Below are 23,011 nucleotides of genomic sequence, written 5' to 3'. Positions count from 1 at the left end.
CTCAACATTGGGTCGTCATGGCCATGGCTGCCCGAAGGGCGGTCGTTCATCGGGACACTCTTCGCGACCGTGTTCGGCCGGTTGAGGTCAAGCGGCGCCCGGCCTGCGAATTCGCGTATGCCTGTCCCGCAAAAATGCCCGGTGACGGGGGTATAAACGCTACAGTCGTCGCATGCTCATCGGATACGCTCGCGTCTCGACCTCGGGACAAGACCTCGCAGCACAGCGCGACGGTCTCGCAGCACTGGGTGTTGACGATCAACACGTGCATGTTGACCACGGCCTCTCGGGGACGACTCGAGCACGGCCGGGCCTCCGCGAGGCGCTGGCAGCGTGCCGGGCCGGCGACGTCCTGGTCGTCACGAAGCTCGACCGCCTCGCCCGTTCCCTTCGGGACGCGACCGACATCGCGGATGAGCTGACGAAGAAGGGCGTTGCCCTGAACCTCGGGGGAGCGGTCTACGACCCCACCGACCCAGTGGGCCGGCTCCTCTTTAATGTGCTCGGCCTGGTCGCCGAGTTCGAGGCCGACCTGATCCGTGCGCGCACGCGGGAGGGCATGGCGATCGCCAAGGCCGCCGGCAAGCTCCGCGGCCGCAAGCCGAAGCTCACCGCCTCGCAGGAGAAGCACCTCGTGCAGCTACACCGCACCGGCGCACACACGACCAGCGAGATCGCCGAGCTCTTCGGCGTGGCCCGCTCGACCGTCTATCGCGCCATCCAACGGGGGGAGCAGACGTGATCACCGTCGGGTCGCACCTCGTGTTCAAGGCAGTGGTTCGCTGATGATGCTCGCTGATCTGCGTTCGAGCTGCAAGGCGTTCTGGGCTCGAGGCGGTCTCTTGCCGTCGTTGCTGGCGGGAGGCGTCTACTTCGCGTTCCTCGCTGCATGCGTCGCGATCGCCCGGTCGTTGACGTCGACATGGTCCATGACGGCCGCGAACGCAATGCTCGTCGGTTCAGTCCTGCCCCTGGCTGCCGGTGCTGCCGTTCTGGTCATCTTCGCGAGGTCGGCCGACCTTGCTGGAGCCCTGTTCCGAGGGCAGCCTCTCCGCGGGCGGAGATGGATGTGGGGCGTGGTCGTGGTCGTGGCGGGGTTCAACGTTCTGCACCTCTTGAGCGTCGACTACGCGGCGATCGGGACGGACGTCCTGGCTATGTGGGTGCTCACCTGTGTTCTCGTCGGCTTAACGGAGGAGGTGCTCTGCCGTGGCCTCATCGTCAATCTCCTCAGGCGCGCGAGCTACCCGGAGGGTGCAGTGGCGGCGCTCTCGGCGGGGATCTTCGCGCTGCTGCACGCAGGCAATCTCGTCATCGGTCAAGCGCCCCTAGCGACCGGGCTCCAGATCGTCTTGGCGTTCGGGACGGGGATCTGCTTCTACCTGGCGCTCCGAGTCACCGGCAACTTGATCTGGCCGATCCTCCTGCACACGACGTTCGACCTCGGGGTGTTCCTCCAAACGTCGTGGCCAGCCAGCAGCCCCGTCTCGGCTGTGGCAGATGCGGGGAACATCTCGATCATCGTGGTCGGCATCGTTGCCTTCTTCTTCATCCGCGGCCAGGCAGCAGGCCCTGCGTCCCTACCGGCAGCTAGCCCGAGGGCAGTTGATTCCGTGTGACACCGAGCGGAACGGCCTCGACAACGGGGGCGATAGCCATCAGGAGGCCGCGACAACGCGGGCGGTTTCTTGACGCTGGCCCTCCGGTTAGAGAGCGTAGAAGCATGGATACCGACGGCGGTCAAAGCTCGAAGCGATCCGTAGCGTTGTTCTTCTTGATTGCCGCGTCACTCGTGGCTATCGCGGCAGTGACATTGCTGGTGGTTGATCGCTCCCACAGCGGCATGTACGTCTCGCTGGGCGGCGCACTCATCACGATCTACCTCAATGCCCGGATCCTCAAGCGCGATCCGGACGCCCGATAGGCGATAGCCGATCGCCGATAGACCCAATCTGAGACCGCTGGCTGCGGCTGCGGCCTTGATGGGGCCGGGTGCCCCGAGGTGCTCTGTCGCGAAGGTGTCGGGTGCCTGTCGGGTCGGTGTCGTGGACCTCGGCGCCGGTCGTTCTTAGTGTGAGGTTCATGAACGAGACACGGATCGTCGATCTCCGGACCCAGATGGGTTGGACCCAGGAACGCCTCGCAGACGAGAGCGGCGTGACCGTCCGTACCGTCCAGAGGCTCGAGGCGGGCAACGACGGGAGCCTCGACACGTTGTCGCGGGTGGCGAAGGCGTTCGGTGTCCCGGTCCGCGAGCTTTTCGTCACCGTCGCTTCGGACGACTACGGCCGCTCGGTCACCGCCCTCGATGACCGGACGAGTCGCCAGCAGGAACGGCGGGGCCGTGTCGAGGAGGGCTTCCGAGCCCTGTACTACGGGGTGGGCGTGCTCTTCACGATCGCCGTGGTCGTCGCAGTCGCCGCTGACGTCGTGCCGAATGTCGCGATCTTCTCGATTCCGGCCTACTGGGTCGCCGGGTGGCTGCTGTCGATGTTCCTGTTCCTCGTCGTCCTGAGCCCGCGCCTGGACCGCGCCTATCCCCTCTCCCGTGCCACCACGGACGAGGCGACGAGCAGGTAGGCACAGCGTCCCGATAGGGGATCCGCTACCGGGTTGCCATCCGTCGGGGCGAATTCATCGTCGGGTCAGGGCTTCGGACTCTGACCAGAGGCGCTGAGCCACGTCGGGGTCGACGGCATGGCGCATGACGCCGTGGGTCCCGTCGATGATGTGGTCCACGACGTCGGCCGGGCTGCAGTCTTCCCAGTACACCGGGGCGCCGACGCCGAGCTCCGCCCGTGTGGCGACGAACACCGATGTCGCCGCACCCTGCTCGACAGTCTTGACGCGGTGGGAGTATCGGCGCTTCATCTCGGCCAGCACGGCGGGGTCCCAGTGGCGTTGCAGTCCGGTCCAGATGCCCCCGGGCATCACGGCAGCGGCCGTGATGCCCTCGCCGTGCCATCTGTGCGTGGCCTCGATGCCGAACAGCACGTTCGCGGTCTTCGATTGCCCGTACGCGATCCCTGGGTCGTAGGGCGTCCGACGGAAGTCGAGGTCGCCGAAGCGAATTCCGCTCGCACCGTGGCCGCTCGATGACAGGGAGATGACGCGCGCTCCCTGAGCCATGGCCAGCGCCTGGTGGAGGCCGTTGGCCAGGGCGAAGTGCCCGAGGTGGTTGATGCCGAAGTGCCACTCCTGACCCTCGGGCGTACGTCGTTCGGGGACGTGCATGACGCCGGCGTTGGCGAGCAACAGGTGCAGGGGGCCCGACCACTCGGCGGTCAGTCGACGCACGGAGTTGAGGTCGGCGAGATCGAGCTCCCTCACCCGGAGGGTCGCGGCCGGGTCCCGGGCCCTGATCTCCTCGGCCGTCCTCTCGCCGGCCTCGACGTTGCGGGCCGCTAGGACCACCGTCGCGCCGGCCCGGGCGAGAGCCCGTGCCGTCTCGACGCCGATCCCTGAGCTGGCACCCGTGACCAGGGCAGTCTGGCCGTGCAGGTCTACGCCCTCGACCACGTCGAGGGCGGTCGAGGACGCATCGAACCGTCGGGCGTCCTCGAGTGTCCGGTCGGCGTTCATCCGAGTCGGACCGCAGCGATCCCGCCGTCGACGTCGACGGTGCTTCCGTGCACGAACGCCGCCTCGTCCGAGACGAGCCAGCGGACCGCGAAGGCGACGTCGACCGGTCGGACCGGTCGGCCCGCGACGGTGCCCGCCGTCATCGCGGCCAGGACGTCGGCGCTCTCGGCGTTGCCGGGCGTGCTCGTCGCGCCGGGCGACACGGTCGTGACTCCTACGCCGGAGGGCCCGAACTCGGCCGACCAGGTGCGGGTCATCTGCTCGAGGGCGGCCTTCGAGGCGGTGTAGGCGGCGCCGAAGGGGACTCCGACACGAGCCATCCACGAGCCGATGTTGACGATCGAGCCGCCTCCGCGCTCGACCATCGCGGGGGCGAGTGCTCCTACGAGCACGTGGGGCGCGCGGACATTGACCGCGAGGACGGCGTCGAGGTCAGCGTCGGCGAGGTCGGCGGTAGGGCCAACGGGGTAGATGCCGGCGTTGTTGACGACGACATCGACGTGGCCGCCGAGCGCGTCCTCAGCTGCCGCGGCGATGCGGCGCACCTCTGACGCGGTCCCGCCGAGGTCGCCGACCACGGCGTGGGCGTGACCGCCGGCCGCGGTGATGCTGCGCACGACGGCCTCGGCGCGTCCGGCGTCGCGCCCGTTCACGACGACCTCGGCGCCGGAGGCGGCGAGGACGCGGGCGATGGCCTCGCCGATGCCGCTGGTCGAGCCGGTGACGAGAACGGTCTTGCCCGCCAGGCGGGTGTCGACGGCGAGGGTCTGGAGTTCTTCTTCATTGGACTTCATGGTCCATTCTTAGCATAGGAATGGACTGTGCGGTCCAGGCGGGTAAGATCGCAGGGTGGACGAGACGAAGCTCACCGAGCGCGGCAGGGCGACCCGGCAACGGATCATCGAGGCGACGGGCGAGCAGATCCTCGCGTCGGGCATCGGCGGAACGACCCTCGACACCGTCCGGGCGGCGACGCTGACCAGCAAGAGCCAGTTGTTCCACTATTTTCCTGGCGGCAAGGCGGAGCTCGTGCGTGAGGTCGCCGTGTGGGAGGGCGCCCAGCTGCTCGAGGCGCAGCAGCCGCACATCGACGACCTCGGCTCGTGGGAGTCGTGGAGCGCCTGGCGTGAGGCCCTCGTTGATTACTACCTGGGCCTCGGCCGGTGGGCCTGCCCGATCGGCTCGCTCGCGACACAGTCGGCCATGACTGATCCCGAGCTCGAACGGGTCATCGCTGAGAGCATGGGTGCGTGGCGCGACCTGCTCGCCGCGGGCGTGCGCAAGATGCAGGGGTCGGGCGACGTCGACCGCGAGGCCGACCCGGAGCGGATCGCGATGGTGATCCTCACGGCGGTGCAGGGTGGACTCGTGATGAGCCAGCCGCTGCGTTCGGCGTGGCCGCTCGAGGCGGCGCTGGACTCGGCGCTCGACCCGTTGCACCGCGCCCGCGTCTGAACTCAGGCCCGACCGTTCGTGCGGGGGCCGCATCGGACGGCCTGCTCGTCGCGGGGCTGCTCATGGCGTGTTGTCACACAACGTTGCACCTTTTGTCTGACTGTCGGAGCCGGAGCGTCCCGTAAGGGGATCGGCATCCGAACTCGACCGGTTCAGTGGACCGTGACGACGAGTTTGCCCGCCTGTGTGCCGTTCTCCATGTCACGGTGGGCTTGGACGATGTCCTCGAAGTCGTAGACCTTGGCGATGGGCACGCTTGTGGTGCCCGCGGCCACGGCGTCGAGGAAGGCCTGCAGTACGGGTGCCGGTAGGTCGCTGGCTTCACCGGAGTACGCGGTGAGACGGACACCGTTCGGAATCACGGCCATCGGGTAGAAATCGGGGATCGTCCACACGTCAGCGAGCATCCCGCTGAAGGAGACGGTGCCGTGCACTGCGGTCGCCCGGAGCGTGTCGGGCAGGGTGTCGGTGCCGATGAGTTCCACGGCACCATCGACGCCGGCAGGCACGATCTCTCGTACCGCGTCCGCGATGCTGCCGGTGTCGATCACGACATGGTCGGCGCCGGTCCTTCGCAGGAACTCGGCGCGGTCGGGGTTGCGGCTGGTGGCGATGACGTTCATGCCTTGCTGCTTCGCCAGGACGATGCACGCGAGACCGACCGATGACGTGCCTCCGCGGATCAGGAGCGTATCTCCCGGGCGGGCGTCGACACCGACGGTGAGCGAGCCGTGGGCGGTCTGCAGCATCTCGGGGACGGCGCCGAGCACGGACCACTCGAGGCTGCTGCGGAACGGGACGACGCTGCCGGCCGGGACGAGGGTGTATTCGGCATAGCCCCCGTCGAACTCGCGGCCCATTCCACCCATGAGCGCGGCGACCTGCGTGCTGGGTGCGAACTCCCCGCCGGGGGCTGCCTCGACGGTCCCGACGGCTTCGATCCCGGGGACCCGTGGGAAGCTCCCGAAGTGGCCCATGCCACGGCGGAAGTGCAGCTCCGACCGGTTCAGCCCGAACGCCTCCACCCGGACGAGGACCTGACCCGGCGCGGGGACCGGCACCGGCAGCTCGCGGATGCTCAGCACTTCGGGGTCGCCGGGTGCGTCGATGACGACAGCTCGCATGGTCGGGGTCATCGTCCTGTCTCCACTGACGCCTGCAGCCGTTCGAGTGCCGCCAGGCCCTTCGAGATGGCCTCATCGTCTGCTTCTGTGAGCACCTCGTCAAGCGCTCGCCCGAACCGCTCGTCTGCGAGGGCGAGAGCATCCCGCCCCTGCGGCGAGAGCGTGCTGCGGACGCTCCTGCGGTCATCAGGGTCTGGTGCCCGCTCGAGGAGACCATCGGAGGCGAGACGATCGAGGAGGCGACTGGCCGCCGCGATCGAGGTCCCGACCCCGGTCGCGACGTCTTGCACGCGAGCGCCTGTGGGGGCGACGTCGACGATCCGCAGCACCTCCAAGCGCGCGAGGCTGAGGATGCCCTCACCCCGCATCCGCTTCTCGACCGAGTTCCAAACGTCGGTCTCGTGCCGCACGAGAGCCTCGAAGTACGCACGGGCACGAACCCCGCGGGTGCTGACGTCCCCTTGTGGGGCAGGGGTCTCGGAGGAAGCTGCGGCGTTCGTGTTCATGATCCGAGCCTACGCTCAATGCTTGCTATGTAAAGTAGTTTGGTCGCCAGCCTCAGAGATTGGAACACCATGACCACCGACCACCGCACCTCCTTCCACCGCTTCGTCGAGTTCATCAACAGCGGCGATGCCACCATCGGCGAGACCGTGATCTCCCCTGAGGCGACGTTCATGACACCGTTCTCGCCCGAGGCGCTCCGTGGTCTACCGGGGTACCTGCAGATCCTGACCAGCATGCGAGGCGCGTTCTCCGACATCCAATGGAGCGTCGATCAGGTCGTCGTCGAGTACGACACCGTCGCTGCTCGGTTCACACTTCGCGGCACCCACGACGGCGAGTTCCTCGGGACGCCCGCCACGGGCAGGGCGGTCATCGCGCATGCCAGCAACTTCTACCGCTTCGTCGACGGTCGGATCGTTGATGAGGTCGGCCAGCCGGACCTGCTGAGCATCCTCGGCCAGATCGGCGCCCTGCCGCCGTCGCTCGGCTGAAGCCTCTCCGAGCGTCTCCGACATGGCCCTCTCGGGTGCGCCTCGTTGGACCTGGATGCGGGCGTCCAGGCCTGGCCGGCATGGGCCCAGGAAGTTCGACGCCAGTGCCCGATAGACGATCGATCAGCGGGCATCGGTCGTTGTTCCTTCTGATCTGGAACGCTGTCCGCATGACCGAAGATGGCCCCGAGGGCACGGGAGTTCCGAAGCGATTCCAGAAGCTGAAGTTCAACCCGCTGAGAGACGTGCTGCCCATCGTCGCTGTCATCGTCGGGGTGTTCCTGGCCGTACGTGCCGTCGCGGGGCTCGCTGGTGGTGGCGATCCCCTGCTCATCTACGTTGGTTCCGGTCTTGCCGTTCTCGGGGTGGCCGTGTTCTTCATCAATCGATGGCAGCGCAGACGCGGTCTCTAGGACTCGACGAGCAACGGCCCGGGGGTGATCGCTTCCCGACCGAGGAGGCGCCGCGCGACGACAGGCGCTACTGGATGTCCATACCAGGACGGGCAATGCACATCTGCGCGCCGCTAACGCATTGCATCGGCGACACTAACGCCTAGCTCTGCACATGTGTGCATACGTGCACTGACTGCAGTTCGGCGCTACCGGTGTGCTTACGCTCTTAGATCGACCGCAGTAACTGGGCTTGCGTTCTCACGAAGGAGTGAAGATGAAACCGACACTGATCAGGCGGAATGGCTTCTGGCTCGCCTTGTCGCTCGTACTCATGGCGTTGTCGTCGATCGTGTCGTCTGCGGTGCAGACGTCCGGCTACGCCGTGTCCGTCAAGGACATGAACTGGGAGACGGCGTCCGGCCAGTCGATGAGCGCCCTGCTGTACAAGCCGAACGGGGTCTCCGCCGACGACCAGGCGCCGGCCATCGTCGTCTCCCACGGCTGGTGGAACAACAAGGAGATGCAGGACGCCAACTACGTCGAACTCGCCCGACGCGGCTACGTCGTGGTGTCGATCGACATGTACGGTCACGGCGACTCCGACTACCTGCCCGCGACGAACCTCGAGCTCGGCGGCACCGGCATGTACGACGCCGTGAAGCTCGTCGCCGACCTGCCCTACGTCGACCCCGACAAGATCGGCGTCTCGGGCCACTCCAACGGTGCACGCGCGGCCAACTTCTCGGTCGCCCTCGACAACGAGGCCGACGAGCAGCTGATCGACGCCGTCTTCCTCGTCGACAACGACCCCGTCTACGTCGACGCGGACGGCGCGTACACGAACATCTACGGCGACCGCGACACCGGCCTCGTCGCCGACCAGTACGACGAGTTCTTCTTCCGCAGCTACGACGCGGACGGTGTCGCCCTGACGGCGCCTCGGGACTACATCGGCACGCCCAACGCTCAGTCGTTCCTCAACCACGGGGTCGAACCCGCCGAGGACGGCGACGTGCGTGAGGCGAACACCCTCTACGACGACGACTCCCTCCGCGTGGTCTACACCCCCGCGCAGACCCACCCGTGGGGCACGATCTCGAAGCAGACGGTGTCTGACCAGCTCGAGTTCTGGGAGGCGTCGTTCGGCGCTCCCGAGCCCATCGACTCCGGCTCGCAGATCTGGCAGGTCAAGGAGGCCTTCACGGCTCTCGGCCTGATCGGGTTCATGATCTTCCTGCTCGCGTTCGCGCGCGCACTGCTCACCACGCGGGCGTTCGCGGAGCTGCGCACCGACGCCGTGCCGGTCGCCGCGAACACCCGCAGGGGCCTCGGATGGTTCTGGGGCGGCATGATCGTCTCCGCCGTCGTCTCGGGCGTCAGCTACGTCGCCCTCAGCCAGTCCCCGTGGATCAACAGCATCGCGTTCAACGCCGCACCCACCCCGTTCACGCAGGGCGCCACGTTCTTCATCGCCTTCTGGGCGGCCGTCAACGGTGTCGCGGCGATCGCGATCATGGTGATCTCGTACCTGCTCTTCGGCCGGAAGAACGGGGTGGAGGTGCGCGACCTCGGACTGCTCCCCGGCGGGAGGAAACTCCTGAAGAGCGTCGGCCTCGCCGCGGTGACCGTCGCTGCGGCGTTCGGGCTGGTCTTCCTGTCCGATTGGCTGCTCCACACCGACTATCGCTTCTGGGTGGTCGCGGTGAAGGACTTCGAGCCCGACAAGCTGTGGGTGGCTCTGCTCTACCTGCCCTTCTTCCTGGTGTACTTCGTCGCGAACTCGGTGGCGATCAACGTCTTCAACCGGTTCACGTTCCGGGGTCGGGAATGGGTCAACACGGCGGTGCTGGCACTCGTGAACGCGTCGGCACCGATCGTGCTGGTCGTTGCTCAGTACACGACGTTCTTCATCACGGGCGAGACGATCCCCGGGTTCGGCGGCATCTTCAGCATCTGGCTGTTCCCGGTCATCGTCATCCTCGCGGCCACGGCCGTCCTGTCGCGCAAGCTCTACCGCGTGACGGGGAACCCGTACGTCGGCGGCTTCATCAGCGCCGCGGTGGTGACGCTCGTGTCGGTGACCAACACCCTCACCGTCACCTACTGACGCGGACGCCGTCGTCACAGCCGGAGCCCCGGGCCGATCGGTCCGGGGCTCCGGCCGTCTCCGCGCTGACGGCGAACTGCGTCCGCGGACGACGGTGAGCGCACCTCTGCCTATCCTTGGCCGATGAGCGAACACGCCGATCTCATCGAGGTCGCCCGAGCTGCCGTCAACCCGCACCGCGTGGGCGATCGTCTCTTCGGTGACGTCGGCGCTGCTCTCGAGACGACCACCGGCGCGATCCACACGGGTGTCTGCATCGACACCGGTTCGGGGACCGGTTTCTGTGCCGAGCACGCTGCCGTCGCCTCCATGGTCACCAGCGGCGAGTACGAGATCGCACGCATCGTGGCTGTCTGGCTGGACGACGACGACCGCGTGACCGTCCTCCCACCGTGCGGTCGCTGCCGCGAGTTCATCAGACAGATCGACGACTCCAACCTCGGGGCGACCGTCGTGCTCGGCCACGGCCGGGCCGCGCCACTCCGCGATCTGCTGCCGGAGTGGGAATGGCCCCGACCGGAAGAGCCGACCTCGCCCCAGGGCATGATGGGTCGGTGAACCGGACCGATCGTCTCTACGGCCTCGTGGAGGAACTGCGAGCTGCGTCACCGCGTCCGCGGAGCGCGCGCCGCCTCGCTGAGCGCTTCGAGGTGTCGGCGCGGACCATCGAGCGGGATCTCGCGGCGCTGCAGGAGTCGGGGCTGCCGATCTGGGCGGAGCCCGGCCGGGCCGGCGGGTACGTCATCGACGCCTCCGCGACGCTCGGCCCGGCGGGGTTCACCCTCGACGAGGCCCTCGCGGTGCTGATCGGGCTCGGCGGGCTCCGCCGCAGCCCGTTCCGGCAGCCTGCCCAGACCGCCGCGCGGAAGCTGCTCGCGGTCATGCCGGAGCGCGAGGCCGCCCGGGCCAGCGCCTTCGCGTCCCGCGTGCACTTCCTCGAGAGCGACGAGAGCGACGAGAGCGACGAGAGCGACGAGAGCGACGGAGGCGCGGAGGGCGACGAGCGCACCGCCCGCGTGCCCGCCCCGGTCGACTTCGCCGAGGCCCTGCGGGCGGACCGCGTCGTGCAGCTGCGCTACCAGGACGCCGGCGGCGCGGAGTCCGTGCGGGACGTCGAGCCGCTGGGGTCGATCGAGAACGGAGGCCAGTGGTACCTGATCGCGTGGTGCCGCCTCCGACAGGGGGTGCGGGCGTTCCGCGCCGACCGGATGCTCGCGGTCAGGGTCACCGATGAACGGCCCCCGCGACGCGTGCTCCGCGCCGAGGACCTCGCGATCCCGTACGGGCGACTCCGGTCCGTCGTCGACGACTGATCGGCGACGTCTTCGGCGAACACCGACAGGACGTCGTCGCGACGACCAGCGACGCTGGTGCTCCAGCCTCACCAGCGCCCCTGAAGGAGCCCCATGTCGTTCGCATCCGTCCGCATCGTCACCGACGACCTCGAAGGCCTCGTCGCGTTCTACGAGCAGGTCACCGGCCAGCAGGCCGAGCGCCCCGCCCCGGTCTTCGCGCAGTTCACCGGCCCCGGCGCGACCCTCGCGATCGCCAGCACCGCGACCGTCGCGATGCTCGGCGGCGCCCTCGCCCCCGCGACGAACCGCTCCGTGGTGATCGAGTTCGAGGTCGCCGACGTCGACCACGAGTTCGCCGAGCTCGTGCGCACGCTCGCCCTCCGCGGCGAGGACGTCGTCCTCGAGCCGACCACGATGCCCTGGGGCAACCGCTCCGCACTCGTCCGTGACCCCGCCGGCAAAGTCGTCAACCTCTTCAGCACACCGATCACCGACTAGCCGTCAGGGCGTGGAGTCGAGGAGGCGCCCGGTCCAGTCCCGCAGGGCGGTGACGGCCCTCCGTGACAGCGTCGCCCCCGGCACCATGCTCGTCGACCCGTGGAAGGCCCCCGGCCACACGTGCAGCTCCGCCTGCACGCCCGCCGCCCAGAGCGCGCTCGCGAAGGCGACGGTCTCGTCGCGGAACACCTCGGTGCTGCCGCAGTCGACGTAGGCCGGCGGCAGGCCGGTCAGGTCGGTCGCCCGGCCGGGGGCCGCGTAGATCGACACGTCGTCGCCGCCGCGACGGTCGCCGAGGTACGCGTCCCAGCCGAACCGGGTCATCTCGCGGTCGGCGACGCCCACCCCGTCGAACTGCCGCGCGGAGAGCGTCGCGTCACGGTCGTCGAGCATGGGGCTGACGAGCACCTGCCCGATGACGGCCGGCCCCTGCCGGTCCCGGGCGAGGAGCGCCGTGCCCGCCGCGAGCCCGGCGCCGGCGCTCTGGCCGACGAGCACGATCCGATCGGAGTCGACGCCGAGCTCGTCGGCGTGCTCCGCGACCCAGGTCAGGCCGGCCCAGCAGTCCTCGACCGGGTACGGGTCGGGGTGCTCGGGGGCGAGACGGTAGTCGGGGCTGACCAAGACGACGTCGTGCACGAGCAGCCAGTCGTCGTACGCGTCGAGGTTGCCGAGGTGGTGGCCGAACATCATGCCGCCGCCGTGGATCGCGTAGGCGCAGGCCGCCGTCCCGGTGCGGCCGACGCGCTGGACGACCGCGAGCGTGATCGGGTCGCCGAGGTGCCCGGGGACGGTGATGCTGCGCCTCTCGAGGCCGCGGGCGCGCAGTCCTTCGTCGAGCCGCGCCTCCGTCGTGTCCAGCTGGCGCATCTGCGGCAGCATCGCGGTCTCGAGGCGGAAGCGGCCGCGAGCGTCCATCGCCTCCAGGAAGGGCACGAACTCGGGGTCGAACGGGGGGCGGGGCAGGGCGGTGGTGTCAGGCACGGGAAGACTCCTGGGTCGAGACGGTGATGGTGGTCGAAGCGGTGAGGGTGGTCGAGGGGGCGGGAGTGGTGACATCGGGGGCCGGGTCGGCGGCTCGTGCTCGGAGCATCGCGACCACGACGAGCGCGGCGGCGACGGCGGCGAGGCCGAGCCCGGCGAGGGTGAGGGCGTCCTCGAAGCCCGCGAGCCGCGGGGTCGTCCACGGGGTGGTCGTGATGCTGCCCGCGACGAGGGCGGCGATGATCGTGCCCGCGGCGGCGACCGCGGCTCCCCCCGCGAGCTCGCTCGACGTGTCGACGAGGGCCGCGCCGACCGAGGTGCGGTCGGCCGGGAGGCCCGTCAGCACAGAGGCTCCGGCGACGACGCCGACGACGCGCATGCCGGCGGCCACGAGCACGAGGGCGACGAGCACCCAGACGTACCCGTGGCGGCTCAGGGCGCCGAACACGGCGAGGCCCGACACGACCGCCGCCGCGCTGACCCACGCCGCCCGGCCGAGGCCGACCCGCTGCACGAACGGCCCCACGAGGCGGCCCCCGGCGAGGAGAACGACGACCTGCGGCAGCGTGCCCACGGCTGCGAGGGCCGGCGGCCAGCCCCAGGCGAACTGCAGCTGCAGCGTCACGAGGTACGACAGCCCAGCGACGGCGAGGCCCGACGCGGCCTTGAACGCCAGGCCGCTCGACACCAGGGGGCGGGCGAGCAAGTGCAGGTCGACCACCGGGTGCCGCGCCGTCCGCAGGCGCACGACGAACCCGGCGCCGCAGGCGACGGTCAGGGCGACGGCGGCCCACCCCCACGAGGAGGCGGTGGCCGGCCCGACGAGGACGGTCGGCGTCACGAGCAGCCCCGCCACGGTCGCGGTGCCGAGCAGCGCTCCGCCCACGTCGACCGGGTCGCGTCGCAGCCCCGCCGCGTCGTCGCGGCCGACGCCGACGAGGACGCCGACGAACGCCAGCGCCGCGATCGGCACGTCGGCCAGCAGCAGCACCTGCCACGGAGCGACGGCGAGCACGAACCCGCCGACGGTCGGGCCGACGGCCAGGCCGACGAGCCCTGCGGTCGAGATGACCGTGAGGGCCCGGACACGCAGGCCCTCCTCGTCGAACAGCCGGAACGCCAGCGCCATCGACCCGGGCGTGGTCATCGCCGCGGCGACGCCCGTCAGCACCCGGACGGCGATGAGCTGCTCGGTCGTCGTGACCGCCACGGTGGCGAGGCTCGCCACGGCCAGCAGCACGAGGCCCGCGAGCATGACGCGCCGACGACCCACGCGGTCGGCGACGGCGCCGAAGAGCAGCATGAGCCCGCCGAAGGCGACCGCGTAGGCGCCGGACACCCACTGCAGCCCCGTCGTCGACGAGCCCAGCTCGCGACCGATCGTCGGCAGGGCGACGTTCAGCACCGAGGTGTCGAGCATCTCGAACAGGAAGACCGCGGAGAGCCCGGCCAGGGCGATCCCCGCGTCGGACAGCCGGGGAGGCGCGTCGCCGGCACGCAGGCGACCGCGGGTGAGAGAGGGACTGGGTAGCACGAGGGGCGCACTCCTTCTGGGAAGAAGTGGCGACTCGTTCGATGCCGCGTGCGGGTGCGTCGCAGAGCGCGGCGCCTTTTACCTCAGTGGACGACACCGTACACGGATCGCCGCCCCGGACGGAAGCCCGGGAGCGCTGCCGCCGCGGCGGTCGTCCGGTCGGGGACGAACTACCCCGGGCTCGTGCCCGGGGATCGGCCGGGGGCGAGCGCGCCGGAGACGAGGGCCTGCACCAGCCGCTCGGCGTCGTAGCCCGGGTCGCTCGCGGCGCCGATGCAGAGGTTGCCGACGCCCTTCAGGAGGCTGTACCCGTCCAGGGCCGCCTCCCCGCCCGCGGGGCCGAGATCGGCGCGGGCCGCGGCGAGGAGCGACCCGCAGACCGGCACGAGGCGGCCCACGAAGTACGCGTGGAGTGCGTCCGAGCCGGCGGCGTCGCCGTGGAGGGCGGTGGCGAGGCCGTGCTTCGTCACGAGGAAGTCCACGAACAGCGCCACCCACGTGCGGAGGGCTCCCTCCGGGGTCGCGCTCTCGACGAGGAGTCGCGGCCCGGCCTCGGCACAGGCCTCGACCTGGTGTCGGTAGACGGCGACGACCAGCTCAGGCCGCGTCGGGAAGTGCCGGTAGACGGTGCCGACACCCACGCCCGCCTTCGCCGCGATCTCGCGCACGGGGGCGTCGACGCCGGACTCCACGAACACCTCCGCCGCCGCGTCCAGGAGAGCCTGCTGGCTGCGGCGGGGGCGGCCCACCGGCCGTGACGGCGCGGCTGGGGCGTCGCCTCCCTGCGTGTCGGGCATGGCGCCTCCTCGATCGGGTTGAACCGGTGCTTGCTTAACGGAACAACGTTCCGTAACGTTGCGGAGCGGCGCTCCGATAACCAGTATCGCAGAGCGCGACTCCTCACGGAAGGAACCCTCCATGCCCTCATCACTCGTCATCGCCCTGGACGACATCGTCGGCGACGGCGACCCGGTCGTCTCCGTCGCGCCGGTGACACTGTCGGCCCCGGGGCGGGCCGTCCCGCTCGAGGTCCGCGTGTCGGCACCCGCCACGGGAGGCGACCTGCCGGTCGTCGTGTTCTCGCACGGCAACGGCTGGAACCTCGACGGGTACGCGCCCCTGGCGGCGTTCTGGGCCTCGCGCGGCTTCGTCGTCGTCCAGCCCACGCACCTCGACTCGAGGCGGAACGGGTTCGGGTTCGACCACCCGGTCTTCCCCTCGATCTGGACCGAGCGCATCGCCGACCTCACCCGCGTGCTCGACCAGCTCGACGCCGTCGAGGCGGCCGTCCCCGGTCTCGCCGGCCGCGTCGACCGCGACCGGATCGCCGCGACGGGTCACTCCTGGGGCGGTCAGACGGCCCAGGCGCTCCTCGGTGCACGCATCGTCGACGAGGAGGGCCGCGTCGGAGACGACCTGTCCGACGGCCGCGTGACCGCGGGCGTCCTCTTCGCCGCCACGGGTCTCGGCGGAGACGACCTGCACCCCTTCGCGCAGGCGAACTTCCCCTTCATGCGCCCCTCGTTCGGCGAGCTCGCCACCCCGACGCTCGTCGTCGCGGGCGACCACGACCAGTCGCGGATGTCCAGCCGCGGACCGGACTGGTTCACCGACGCCTACGCGCACAGCCCCGGCGCCAGCGACCTCCTCACCCTGCACGGCGCGGAGCACTCCCTGGGCGGGATCGTCGGCTACGAGGTCGCCGAGACGACCGACGAGGACCCGGAGCGGGTCGCCGTCGTCCAGCGCCTGAGCACCGCCTACCTCCGCACGGCCCTCCGCGTCGACGGGAGCGCCTGGCCCGCGGCCCGGGACGCCCTCCGCCGAGCCGCCGACCCGATCGGGCACGTCGACAGCAAGTGACGGCACCACCCCCTCACCGCCCCTGACCGGCCGCGGCGAGTGCGCGGCCGCGCCGCGACAGGGAGAGACTCGAGGTCATGACCACCACCGTCCTCCTCGCCGGCGCCACCGGCGACCTCGGCCAGCGCATCCTCCGTGCACTCCTGACGCATGACGCCCGCGTGCGGGTGCTGACCCGCCCGGGCAGCCGGAGCGCTGCGGCCCTCGACGCCGACGACCGGGTCGACGTCGTCGTCGCGGCGTACGGCGACCAAGCCGCACTCACCGAGGCGGCCCGCGGCGTCGACGTCGTCGTCTCGGCGGTGAGCGGCACCCGGTCGGTGATCGTCGACGCGCAGCGTGCCCTGCTCGCTGCGACCGTGGCGGCGGGCGTGCCGCGTTTCGTGCCGTCGGACTGGTCGGCCGACTACCGCTCGATCGACGTGGGCAGCAACCGCAACTTCGAGCTCCGCCGCGAGTTCGCCGCCGACGTCGACGCCGCGCCCGTGCGGGCGACGTCGGTGCTGAACGGCATGTTCACCGAGCTGCTCACCGGCGACGCGCCGCTCATCCTCTTCGGCCGCCACAAGGTCCTGTACTGGTCGAGCCCCGACCAGGTGCTCGACTTCACCACGAAGGACGACGTCGCCCGGGTCGCCGCCCTCGTGGCCCTCGACCCCGACGCCCCGCGGGTGGTCGAGGTCGCGGGGTCGCGCATGACGGCCCGCGAGATCGCCCGCACGATGACCGAGCTGACCCGGGAGCCCTTCGGCCTGCAGTGGGCCGGCACGACAGCGACCCTGTCGGCGATGAGCAAGGTCGGCCGGCGCCTCTCGAAGGACCCGGACGAGGCCTTCCCCGCGTGGCAGGGCATGCAGTACTTCGTCAACATGTTCAGCGGCCAGGCGCAGCTGCGGCACGTCGACAACGACCGCTTCGGGGCCCACGAGTGGACCACCGTGCGCGACGTGCTCGCCGCGCACCTCGGGACGGCGGCCCGCACGGCGGGCTAGCGGGCGGCCTCGGTCGTCCACCCGCCTGACCCACGGCGCCGCCCCGGCCACGGCGAGCATGCCCACAGGTCCGCGGCGGCGTAGCGTCGCGCTGGTCGGCCTGACGGCCGGTGGCGACACCGTCGCCCGTCGAGGGAGCACTGCATGAAGGTCGTCATCACCGGGTCACGCGGCAAGGTCGGCCGCGCCGCCGTCCGCCGGTTCGTCGACGCGGGGCACGACGTGCTCGGCGTCGACCTCGTGCGGCCCGTCTTCGACGCCGGCTCCGTCGCGCCCGGCCGGTACATGATGGCCGACCTCACCGACGCGGGCTCCGCGTACGCCGCCGTGGCCGGGGCCGACGCCGTGGTGCACGTGGCGGCCATCCCGCAGCCGACCGCGAACCCCGCGCACGTCGTCTTCCAGACGAACCTGATGTCGACGTTCAACCTGGTGGAGGCGGCGGTCCGGTTCGGCGTGCCCCGCTTCGTCAACGTGTCGAGCGAGAGCATCGTCGGCAACTTCTTCCCCGAACGGCCCTTCCTGCCCGACTACGTCCCCGTCGACGAGGAGCACCCGCTGCAGCCGCAGGACCCGTACGCCCTCTCGAAGGCCTTCGGCGAGCAGCTGATGGACGCGGCCGTCCGCCGGTCCGACCTGCGGGCGATCTCGATCCGCCCGAGCACGGTGCACGACGAGAGCAACTACGAGGAGAACCTCGGGCCGCAGGTGCGCGAGGCATCGCCGACGAGCGCGAACTTCGGCAGCTACATCGACTCCGACGACCTCGCCGACGCGCTCCTGCTCGCCGCCGAGAGCGACCTGCCGGGCCACGAGGTGTTCTACATCGCCGCCGCCGACAACGCCGGCGGCCACGACTTCGCGGCGACGCTGCGCGAGCACCACGGCGACCAGGTCGAGCTGCGGGCGATCGACCGCGTCGACGCCTCGGGCATCTCGACCGAGAAGGCCCGGCGCCTGCTGGGCTGGACGGCCACGCGCTCGTGGCGCGACCACCTCGACGCCGAGGGGCACCGGCTGCGCTGAGCCGCGCCTCCCGGGCTCTCCGCGCCGGTCGGCGGGTCAGCCGGTCGGCGGGTCAGCCTGGCAGTGGGTCAGCCTGGCGGTGCGTCAGCGGGGCACGGGTCAGTCGCGCTCGGCGAGCAGCGGCGCCATGTCGACCTTCTCGGTCGCGGGCAGCGGGAGGCGCGTCTCAGGACGGATCGGAGCGGTCAGGGCGACGTTCGGGTCGTGCAGGGCCATGCGGGTGCCTCTCGGGTGGCGGTCGTGCGGTGCGGGTGACGTCGACGGTAGACGCGTCGCGTCACGTCGTGCCCGGGGTCGCCCCGAGGTGGGGTACGAGCTACTCGGCGCCCCCGGGGTGCGGGGCCGGTGCGGACGACCCGGCCCGCGCCTCCCGCGCCTCTCGCGCCTCTCGCGCTCGCGCCTTGATGGCCTCGACGACGGCGGTCTTGGCGTCGGCGTAGTCGTTCATGTCGCTCCAGTCGCGGTCGAGCAGCTCGCGCTTCGTGCTCTCGTAGAGGGCGCGGTCGGCGTCGTCGGATCGGAGCCGGTCACGCAGCAGCAGGTAGTCGTCGACCGCGGGGTGGCCGCGCTCGTAGAGGTGCACGTGCACGTCGCGCTCGGGCGTGCGCACCAGCCGGTGCCCGGGCTCGCGGACCCGCAGCTCGTAGCCGGCGGCGATCAGGCGCTCGACGTGGTCCTCCTCGGCGGTGATGTCGTCGACCGCGACGACGACGTCGACGATCGGCTTCGCCGCGAGCCCGGGCACCGAGGTCGAGCCGATGTGCTCGACGTCGACGGACGGGGCGGTGCCGTCGTTCTCGTCGCCGCCGTCGTCGTCGGAGCCGGCAGCCGGGGAGGCGCGGACCGCGTCGAGGATGCGCGCCCGGTGGTCGAGGTAGGTCGCCGCCCAGGCCTCGTCGGGCTCGTGCAGCGTGACGGTGACGCGCTCGGGGCCGCCGACCAGCTCGAGGGCGGTCACGTCGGGGCGTCGGGGGGTGCGGGGGCGAGGGCTGGGGGCGTCGGGCGAGGTGGGGTCGGGCACGGCGCGAGCCTACCGAGGGGCACCGGGCCGGACGTCGACCGGCCGGAAAGAGCACGCCGTCATCGCTGATCCACTCCGGAGTGGATCAGCGATCCTGGACCGCGCCTCCCGCGCTGCACCCGCCGAGCCTCCGGTGGTGCGCTCTGCGCGCCTCCCCGCCTCCCCGCCTCCCACGCTCGTCGGCTGCGGGACGTCGACGGCCGGCGCGGCGGCTCAGGCGCCGAGCGCCCGGATGAAGTGCCCGCCCTCGCGGGCCCGCCCCGACGCGGCGACCGTGAAGCGCACGATGTCGCTGCGGTAGCGGTCGTCGGAGGCCTCGAAGGTGCGCCCGTCGGCCCCGCGCGTCACGCGGTGCAGGCGCAGGATCGGGGTGCCGGGCTCGACGTCGAGCAGCTCGGCGTCGAGGTCGTCGGCGGCGACGGCGTCGATCTCGTGGTCGACGTCGGCGTAGCCGAAGCCGCGCGAGTCGAGGTACTCCGTGATCGACACGGTGTCGAGGTCGACGTCGAAGAGCACGCGGCCGACCTCCTCGATGAAGGTGAGCCGCTCGAGCATCGTCGGGCGCCCGTCGACCAGCCGCAGCCGCACGACGTCGACCACGAGGTCGCCGGGCTCGATGCCGAGCGACCGCGCCTTCTCCTCGTCGGCCCGTCGCAGCGAGACCTCCTGCGTGCGGGCGCCGGGCTCGCCGCCGACGTCGTGCACCCACTTCGTGAACGGGATCGACACGTCGACCGGGTGGTGCGCCTTGCGCGCCACGACGCGGGCGGGCCGGCCGCGCCGCGTCTCGACGAGGCCCTCCGACCGGAGGGCGGCGAGGGCGTTGCGGACGGGGCCCCGCGAGGTGCGCCACTGCTCGGCGAGCTCGCCCTCGCTCGGCACGTCGTCGCCCACCGAGAGCTCTCCGGCGAGGATCCGTCGGCGCAGGTCGTCGGCGATCTGCTCGTAGAGGGAGGTGGGCACGGCGCGATCCTACCCAGCGGGCGTGTCGCGCTCGGGGCCGCGCGGCGCGAACGGGCCGTCGAGGGCCGCCCACTGCAGCAGCATGATCGTCTTGCCGTCGACGACGCGACCGTCACGGATCATCTGGCGCGCCTCCTCGTGGTCGACCTCGAGCACCTCGATGTCCTCGCCCTCCTCCTCGAGGCCGCCGCCCGGGCCGACACGGTCGTCGACCGTGTACGGCGCGGCGAAGAAGTGCACCCGCTCGGTCACCGAGCCGGGGCTCATGTAGACGGCGAAGACGGGGGTGACCTCGCCGACGCGGACGCCGAGCTCCTCCTCGGCCTCGCGACGGATCGCCGCCGTCGCGTCGCCCGCGTCGTCGGGGTCGAGCAGGCCGCCGCCCGTCTCGACGAGCATGCCGTCGGGGTGCCCGTTGACGTAGGCGGGGAAGCGGAACTGCCGCGTCAGCAGCACCGTGCCGCGGTCGGCGTCGTAGAGCAGGATCGTCGCGCCGTCGCCGCGGTCGTACGTCTCGCGCTGCTGGGTCGTCCAGCGCCCGTCGCGGCCCCGCAGGTCGAAGGTCGTGCGGCGCAGCACGTGCCAGCCGGTGCTCGTCAGCTCGACGTCGCGGACGACGACGTCCGGGTTGCGCGCGAGGTCACGGCCGACCTGGTCGAGGCCGGTTCGGCCCCGGTGATCCGGGACGTCGACGCCGGGCTGGGAGGGGCGGTCGGGGTCGGCGGGGCGCTCAGGTCGGGCGGGAGTCGCGGGCGAGGAGGTCATGCCCTCCACGCTAGGGGGGCGGTGCGGTCGGTCACAGGCCCTCGGGGCCAGGATCGGGGCATGGCACACATCCTCGTCACCGGCTCGACCGACGGCCTCGGCCGCGGCGCCGCCGAAGCCCTGCTCGAGCAGGGGCACCACGTCGTCGTCCACGCCCGCAGCGACTCGCGCGGGGAGGTGCTGCAGCCGCTGGTCGACCGCGGTGCCCGGCTCGTCGTCGCCGACCTCGGCGACCGCGACGCGGTGACGGCGCTCGCCGACGAGCTGAACGGGCTCGACGCCCCGCTCGACGCGGTCATCCACAACGCGGGCCTGATCCGCGGCGCGGCCATGATGCCCGTCAACGTCGTCGCCCCGTACCTGCTCACCGCCCTCGTGACGGCGCCGACGCGGCACGTGTACCTCAGCAGCGGCATGCACAAGAGCGGTACGGCCTCGGTGCTGGGCGACGTCGACTGGTCGGGCTCACGGGAGACCGGGTCGTACTCCGACAGCAAGCTGTTCGTGACGGCGTTCTCGGCGGCCGTCGCGCGACTCCGGCCCGACCTGCGGAGCAACGCGGTCGACCCGGGCTGGGTCGCCACGAAGATGGGAGGCGCGGGCGCGCCCGACGACTTCGAGCTCGGCCACCGCACGCAGCGGCTGCTCGCCCTCGGCGAGCTCGGCGACGTCAGCGGGGCCTACTGGTTCCACGAGGAGCAGCAGCAGCCGCACGCCTCCGTCGCCGACGAGGGCTTCCAGGGCGAGGTGCTCGCGGCGCTCGAGCGCGAGACGGGAGTGGCGCTGCCGCGCGGCTGAGGGTCGCCGGCGCGGCGCGGCGCGGCGCTCGCGGTCGCGCTCGCCGCGGGGCGCGGGGCTAGGGGCTCGTGGCTCGGGCCTGCCGATCAGTCGATGACGCCGGTCAGGGCCCCGACGGCGATCAGCGCTGCGGCGATGACGAAGACGATGCCGACGACGAGCATCAGGGTCGGCGACTGGGTGTACGGGCCGACGTACTGCTCCTGCTCGCGGCGCAGCTGGCGCGCCACCCGCGAGATGTGGTGCCGTGAGGTGATGAAGAAGACGCCGAAGACGCCGACGAAGGGGGAGATGACGAGGGCGACGACCTGGCTCGATGTCATGGTCAGCGGTGTCAGTCCTTGTTCATCTTGCGCCACTGCAGCACCCACGACACGATGACGACGACGCACGCGATGCTGAAGACGATGATGCCGAAGGGCGTCAGCGGTGCCCAGGTGGCCATGACGGCGAGCGGTTCGACGGGCATCTCTGCAGTGAACACCACGTGCGCGCCGTGCGGAGGTCTGGCGTCGTCGCCAGGGAGACGGTCGCTGGGGAGCTCGATCCACTCCGGAGTGGATCAGCGGTCGGCGACCGTCTTTCTCCTCTTTCTCCTCCTCCTCCTCCTCCGCAGGCCGATCCAGTCGTCGTCGCCGATGCAGGCAGGAGTCGCGGTGCGAGCCCGGGAGGGAGGTCGCGCCCGCGCTCAGTCGCCGGTCAGGGCCGCCGCGTAGGCGCGGACCGAGCGGTGGTAGCGCGGCAGCGTGGGCTCGACGGCCTCGATCGCGACGCGCAGCGCCTCGTCGACACGGCCGGCGCTGTGCAGGGCGAGCGCGAGGAAGACCCTTGGCGCTGCGCCGGTCGCGGGGTGCGGAGGGGCGTCGCGGAGCATCGTGATCGCCTCGTCGACGCGGCCGAGGTTGCGGAGGGTCGAGGCGTGCTGCACGACCATGCGGGCCGCCCGGTCGGGGTCGACCGCGGCGAGCCCGGCGGCGGTCGCGGCCGCGTACGAGACGTCGGCGTCGGCCTCCCGGCCGCCGGAGTCGTGCGCCCCGCCGAGCTCGAACGCTCCGAGGGCGGGGTGCGGCGCGTCGGCGGCGAGGTCGCGCATCAGCGCGATCCGCCGCTCGTCGTCGACGGTCTCGTCGGCCCAGAGGGCGGCGACGCGGTCTTCCCACTCGTCGGTGCTCATCCGGGCACGCTAGCGGCCGGGACGGCGACCGTGCCACCCGCGACGCTCACGGCAGGCGTCGGGCTCGCGTGCCGGTGGCGATGCCGGTGCCGGTGCAGGCTCAGCCTCGTGCGGGTCGGGGCCTCAGCGGTCCCGACGGCGGGCGAGCTCGCGGCGGAGCACCGAGATGAAGAAGACGAGCATGCCGACGCCGACGAGGGCGACGCCTCCGCCGATGAGGCGGTCGGAGAGGACGTCCGGGCCGGTCACCGTGTAGACGATGGCGCCGACCACGATCGCGGTGCAGACGGCGACGTTGAACCACGCCCCGAGGAGGCCGCCGGGTGCTCCGCGCTTCGTCGTGTCTCGGGCGTCCATGTCGTGCTCCTCGGGTCGTGTCGTTCTGGGTCAGGTGGGTCGCGACGTGATCCCACCGCGGGCGGCTCCGGGACTGCGCC

General features: G+C 71.3%; 29 protein-coding genes. 15 read left to right on the top strand and 14 right to left on the bottom strand.

All coding sequences use genetic code 11. From position 1 onward, the window contains the following. The first annotated feature begins 172 nt into the window (after positions 1-172). From ASF82_RS13235 to ASF82_RS13220, 4 genes are all read left to right on the top strand, one after another. Complete coding sequence (locus ASF82_RS13235; protein WP_056057870.1) at positions 173-742, top strand: recombinase family protein; 570 nt, start codon at positions 173-175, stop codon at positions 740-742. A 43-nt stretch (positions 743-785) separates the two neighbouring features. After that, on the top strand, positions 786-1,619 hold the full coding sequence (locus ASF82_RS13230; RefSeq protein WP_056057867.1) for a CPBP family intramembrane glutamic endopeptidase: 834 nt from the start codon (positions 786-788) through the stop codon (positions 1,617-1,619). Positions 1,620-1,723: 104 nt separating this feature from the next. Beyond that, on the top strand, positions 1,724-1,924 hold the full coding sequence (locus tag ASF82_RS13225) for a hypothetical protein (protein WP_056057864.1): 201 nt from the start codon (positions 1,724-1,726) through the stop codon (positions 1,922-1,924). Positions 1,925-2,082: 158 nt separating this feature from the next. Next, on the top strand, positions 2,083-2,580 hold the full coding sequence (locus ASF82_RS13220) for a helix-turn-helix transcriptional regulator (protein ID WP_056059200.1): 498 nt from the start codon (positions 2,083-2,085) through the stop codon (positions 2,578-2,580). A gap of 54 nt (positions 2,581-2,634) precedes the next feature. Here ASF82_RS13220 and ASF82_RS13215 read toward each other — a convergent pair whose 3' ends face one another. Together ASF82_RS13215 and ASF82_RS13210 are read right to left on the bottom strand one after the other, a co-directional pair. Next, positions 2,635-3,582, bottom strand: coding sequence for an SDR family NAD(P)-dependent oxidoreductase (locus ASF82_RS13215; RefSeq protein WP_056057860.1), 948 nt, complete (start codon positions 3,580-3,582; stop codon positions 2,635-2,637). Further along, positions 3,579-4,376: an SDR family NAD(P)-dependent oxidoreductase gene (locus tag ASF82_RS13210; RefSeq protein WP_056057856.1), complete on the bottom strand. Its 798-nt coding sequence runs from the start codon at positions 4,374-4,376 to the stop codon at positions 3,579-3,581. Before ASF82_RS13210 ends, ASF82_RS13215 begins: the two co-directional genes overlap by 4 nt. Positions 4,377-4,431: 55 nt before the next feature. Here ASF82_RS13210 and ASF82_RS13205 point away from each other — a divergent pair, with 55 nt between their 5' ends. Further along, positions 4,432-5,037: a TetR/AcrR family transcriptional regulator gene (locus tag ASF82_RS13205; protein WP_056057852.1), complete on the top strand. Its 606-nt coding sequence runs from the start codon at positions 4,432-4,434 to the stop codon at positions 5,035-5,037. Between the two features lie 152 nt (positions 5,038-5,189). On the opposite strand, the gene ASF82_RS13200 is transcribed toward ASF82_RS13205, so the two are convergent. Both ASF82_RS13200 and ASF82_RS13195 read right to left on the bottom strand, forming a co-directional pair. Continuing rightward, on the bottom strand, positions 5,190-6,173 hold the full coding sequence (locus tag ASF82_RS13200; protein ID WP_056057849.1) for a zinc-binding alcohol dehydrogenase family protein: 984 nt from the start codon (positions 6,171-6,173) through the stop codon (positions 5,190-5,192). After that, the gene (locus tag ASF82_RS13195; RefSeq protein ID WP_056057845.1) at positions 6,170-6,667 is read right to left on the bottom strand and encodes a MarR family transcriptional regulator; all 498 of its coding nucleotides are present in this window, start codon (positions 6,665-6,667) and stop codon (positions 6,170-6,172) included. The genes ASF82_RS13200 and ASF82_RS13195 overlap by 4 nt, the downstream gene beginning before the upstream one ends. A 69-nt stretch (positions 6,668-6,736) precedes the next feature. Between ASF82_RS13195 and ASF82_RS13190 the strand changes: the two genes are divergently transcribed. The 6 genes from ASF82_RS13190 (at position 6,737) to ASF82_RS13165 (ending at position 11,454) form a co-directional block, all read left to right on the top strand. After that, entirely contained in the window at positions 6,737-7,159 is a 423-nt protein-coding gene (locus ASF82_RS13190; protein ID WP_056057842.1) for an ester cyclase, read from the top strand. A 170-nt stretch (positions 7,160-7,329) separates the two neighbouring features. Further along, positions 7,330-7,572 (top strand): hypothetical protein, encoded by a 243-nt coding sequence (locus ASF82_RS13185; RefSeq protein ID WP_156370145.1) that lies wholly within the window; start codon positions 7,330-7,332, stop codon positions 7,570-7,572. Positions 7,573-7,828: 256 nt separating this feature from the next. Then, entirely contained in the window at positions 7,829-9,661 is a 1,833-nt protein-coding gene (locus ASF82_RS13180; RefSeq protein ID WP_056059197.1) for a S9 family peptidase, read from the top strand. Positions 9,662-9,784: 123 nt separating this feature from the next. Further along, positions 9,785-10,219: a cytidine deaminase gene (locus ASF82_RS13175; RefSeq protein WP_082514631.1), complete on the top strand. Its 435-nt coding sequence runs from the start codon at positions 9,785-9,787 to the stop codon at positions 10,217-10,219. Next, a complete protein-coding gene (locus ASF82_RS13170; protein WP_056057835.1) occupies positions 10,216-10,974 on the top strand; it encodes a YafY family protein in 759 nt (252 codons plus the stop codon). Before ASF82_RS13175 ends, ASF82_RS13170 begins: the two co-directional genes overlap by 4 nt. Before the next feature lie 93 nt (positions 10,975-11,067). Further along, positions 11,068-11,454: a VOC family protein gene (locus ASF82_RS13165; protein WP_056057832.1), complete on the top strand. Its 387-nt coding sequence runs from the start codon at positions 11,068-11,070 to the stop codon at positions 11,452-11,454. 3 nt (positions 11,455-11,457) lie between these two features. Here ASF82_RS13165 and ASF82_RS13160 read toward each other — a convergent pair whose 3' ends face one another. The 3 genes from ASF82_RS13160 to ASF82_RS13150 form a co-directional block, all read right to left on the bottom strand. Next, positions 11,458-12,438 carry an alpha/beta hydrolase gene (locus ASF82_RS13160; protein WP_056057829.1) on the bottom strand — a complete coding sequence of 327 codons (981 nt, stop codon included), beginning with the start codon at positions 12,436-12,438 and terminating at the stop codon, positions 11,458-11,460. Beyond that, on the bottom strand, positions 12,431-13,972 hold the full coding sequence (locus ASF82_RS13155; protein ID WP_369814279.1) for an MFS transporter: 1,542 nt from the start codon (positions 13,970-13,972) through the stop codon (positions 12,431-12,433). The genes ASF82_RS13160 and ASF82_RS13155 overlap by 8 nt, the downstream gene beginning before the upstream one ends. Before the next feature lie 170 nt (positions 13,973-14,142). Then, entirely contained in the window at positions 14,143-14,769 is a 627-nt protein-coding gene (locus tag ASF82_RS13150) for a TetR/AcrR family transcriptional regulator (RefSeq protein ID WP_056057826.1), read from the bottom strand. Positions 14,770-14,890: 121 nt separating this feature from the next. Here ASF82_RS13150 and ASF82_RS13145 point away from each other — a divergent pair, with 121 nt between their 5' ends. The 3 genes from ASF82_RS13145 (at position 14,891) to ASF82_RS13135 (ending at position 17,853) form a co-directional block, all read left to right on the top strand. Beyond that, a complete protein-coding gene (locus ASF82_RS13145; RefSeq protein WP_056057824.1) occupies positions 14,891-15,835 on the top strand; it encodes an alpha/beta fold hydrolase in 945 nt (314 codons plus the stop codon). Positions 15,836-15,912: 77 nt separating this feature from the next. After that, entirely contained in the window at positions 15,913-16,827 is a 915-nt protein-coding gene (locus ASF82_RS13140) for an NmrA family NAD(P)-binding protein (protein WP_056057821.1), read from the top strand. 144 nt (positions 16,828-16,971) lie between these two features. Beyond that, positions 16,972-17,853: an NAD(P)-dependent oxidoreductase gene (locus tag ASF82_RS13135; RefSeq protein WP_056057818.1), complete on the top strand. Its 882-nt coding sequence runs from the start codon at positions 16,972-16,974 to the stop codon at positions 17,851-17,853. A gap of 316 nt (positions 17,854-18,169) precedes the next feature. On the opposite strand, the gene ASF82_RS13130 is transcribed toward ASF82_RS13135, so the two are convergent. The 3 genes from ASF82_RS13130 to ASF82_RS13120 form a co-directional block, all read right to left on the bottom strand. Continuing rightward, positions 18,170-18,874, bottom strand: a complete 705-nt coding sequence (locus ASF82_RS13130; protein WP_056057815.1) for a GrpB family protein — start codon at positions 18,872-18,874, stop codon at positions 18,170-18,172. Between the two features lie 213 nt (positions 18,875-19,087). Further along, positions 19,088-19,837 carry a GntR family transcriptional regulator gene (locus ASF82_RS13125; protein WP_056057812.1) on the bottom strand — a complete coding sequence of 250 codons (750 nt, stop codon included), beginning with the start codon at positions 19,835-19,837 and terminating at the stop codon, positions 19,088-19,090. A 9-nt stretch (positions 19,838-19,846) separates the two neighbouring features. Beyond that, positions 19,847-20,602 carry an NUDIX domain-containing protein gene (locus ASF82_RS13120; protein ID WP_056057810.1) on the bottom strand — a complete coding sequence of 252 codons (756 nt, stop codon included), beginning with the start codon at positions 20,600-20,602 and terminating at the stop codon, positions 19,847-19,849. Positions 20,603-20,662: 60 nt separating this feature from the next. On the opposite strand from ASF82_RS13120, the gene ASF82_RS13115 reads away from it, so the two are divergent. Beyond that, positions 20,663-21,400 carry an SDR family NAD(P)-dependent oxidoreductase gene (locus ASF82_RS13115; protein WP_056057807.1) on the top strand — a complete coding sequence of 246 codons (738 nt, stop codon included), beginning with the start codon at positions 20,663-20,665 and terminating at the stop codon, positions 21,398-21,400. Positions 21,401-21,486: 86 nt separating this feature from the next. Here the strand turns inward: ASF82_RS13115 and ASF82_RS13110 are convergent, their stop codons facing one another. The 4 genes from ASF82_RS13110 to ASF82_RS13100 all read right to left on the bottom strand — a co-directional run bounded on the left by ASF82_RS13110 (position 21,487) and on the right by ASF82_RS13100 (position 22,931). Further along, the gene (locus tag ASF82_RS13110; RefSeq protein WP_056057804.1) at positions 21,487-21,723 is read right to left on the bottom strand and encodes a hypothetical protein; all 237 of its coding nucleotides are present in this window, start codon (positions 21,721-21,723) and stop codon (positions 21,487-21,489) included. Between the two features lie 11 nt (positions 21,724-21,734). Then, positions 21,735-21,869, bottom strand: coding sequence for a hypothetical protein (locus tag ASF82_RS16305; protein WP_255354169.1), 135 nt, complete (start codon positions 21,867-21,869; stop codon positions 21,735-21,737). Between the two features lie 219 nt (positions 21,870-22,088). Beyond that, a complete protein-coding gene (locus ASF82_RS13105; RefSeq protein ID WP_056057801.1) occupies positions 22,089-22,574 on the bottom strand; it encodes a tetratricopeptide repeat protein in 486 nt (161 codons plus the stop codon). A gap of 123 nt (positions 22,575-22,697) precedes the next feature. After that, positions 22,698-22,931 (bottom strand): hypothetical protein, encoded by a 234-nt coding sequence (locus tag ASF82_RS13100; protein WP_056057798.1) that lies wholly within the window; start codon positions 22,929-22,931, stop codon positions 22,698-22,700. Between the last annotated feature and the right edge of the window lie 80 nt (positions 22,932-23,011).

Source organism: Frigoribacterium sp. Leaf164, assembly GCF_001423665.1.
GTDB classification, from domain to species: Bacteria; Actinomycetota; Actinomycetes; order Actinomycetales; family Microbacteriaceae; genus Frigoribacterium; species Frigoribacterium endophyticum.
This window is presented reverse-complemented; position numbering and strand designations above follow the sequence as displayed.

Coding starts and splice junctions, on each gene's coding strand:
- ASF82_RS13120 (WP_056057810.1), bottom strand. CDS start 20,602: ATGACCTCCTCGCCCGCGACTCCCGCCCGACCTGAGCGCCCCGCCGAC.
- ASF82_RS13110 (WP_056057804.1), bottom strand. CDS start 21,723: ATGACATCGAGCCAGGTCGTCGCCCTCGTCATCTCCCCCTTCGTCGGC.
- ASF82_RS13175 (WP_082514631.1), top strand. CDS start 9,785: ATGAGCGAACACGCCGATCTCATCGAGGTCGCCCGAGCTGCCGTCAAC.
- ASF82_RS13220 (WP_056059200.1), top strand. CDS start 2,083: ATGAACGAGACACGGATCGTCGATCTCCGGACCCAGATGGGTTGGACC.
- ASF82_RS13235 (WP_056057870.1), top strand. CDS start 173: ATGCTCATCGGATACGCTCGCGTCTCGACCTCGGGACAAGACCTCGCA.
- ASF82_RS13210 (WP_056057856.1), bottom strand. CDS start 4,376: ATGAAGTCCAATGAAGAAGAACTCCAGACCCTCGCCGTCGACACCCGC.
- ASF82_RS13180 (WP_056059197.1), top strand. CDS start 7,829: ATGAAACCGACACTGATCAGGCGGAATGGCTTCTGGCTCGCCTTGTCG.
- ASF82_RS13230 (WP_056057867.1), top strand. CDS start 786: ATGATGCTCGCTGATCTGCGTTCGAGCTGCAAGGCGTTCTGGGCTCGA.
- ASF82_RS13115 (WP_056057807.1), top strand. CDS start 20,663: ATGGCACACATCCTCGTCACCGGCTCGACCGACGGCCTCGGCCGCGGC.
- ASF82_RS13185 (WP_156370145.1), top strand. CDS start 7,330: ATGACCGAAGATGGCCCCGAGGGCACGGGAGTTCCGAAGCGATTCCAG.
- ASF82_RS13165 (WP_056057832.1), top strand. CDS start 11,068: ATGTCGTTCGCATCCGTCCGCATCGTCACCGACGACCTCGAAGGCCTC.
- ASF82_RS13215 (WP_056057860.1), bottom strand. CDS start 3,582: ATGAACGCCGACCGGACACTCGAGGACGCCCGACGGTTCGATGCGTCC.
- ASF82_RS13145 (WP_056057824.1), top strand. CDS start 14,891: ATGCCCTCATCACTCGTCATCGCCCTGGACGACATCGTCGGCGACGGC.
- ASF82_RS13200 (WP_056057849.1), bottom strand. CDS start 6,173: ATGACCCCGACCATGCGAGCTGTCGTCATCGACGCACCCGGCGACCCC.
- ASF82_RS13150 (WP_056057826.1), bottom strand. CDS start 14,769: ATGCCCGACACGCAGGGAGGCGACGCCCCAGCCGCGCCGTCACGGCCG.
- ASF82_RS13135 (WP_056057818.1), top strand. CDS start 16,972: ATGAAGGTCGTCATCACCGGGTCACGCGGCAAGGTCGGCCGCGCCGCC.
- ASF82_RS13190 (WP_056057842.1), top strand. CDS start 6,737: ATGACCACCGACCACCGCACCTCCTTCCACCGCTTCGTCGAGTTCATC.
- ASF82_RS16305 (WP_255354169.1), bottom strand. CDS start 21,869: ATGCCCGTCGAACCGCTCGCCGTCATGGCCACCTGGGCACCGCTGACG.
- ASF82_RS13105 (WP_056057801.1), bottom strand. CDS start 22,574: ATGAGCACCGACGAGTGGGAAGACCGCGTCGCCGCCCTCTGGGCCGAC.
- ASF82_RS13225 (WP_056057864.1), top strand. CDS start 1,724: ATGGATACCGACGGCGGTCAAAGCTCGAAGCGATCCGTAGCGTTGTTC.
- ASF82_RS13100 (WP_056057798.1), bottom strand. CDS start 22,931: ATGGACGCCCGAGACACGACGAAGCGCGGAGCACCCGGCGGCCTCCTC.
- ASF82_RS13195 (WP_056057845.1), bottom strand. CDS start 6,667: ATGAACACGAACGCCGCAGCTTCCTCCGAGACCCCTGCCCCACAAGGG.
- ASF82_RS13140 (WP_056057821.1), top strand. CDS start 15,913: ATGACCACCACCGTCCTCCTCGCCGGCGCCACCGGCGACCTCGGCCAG.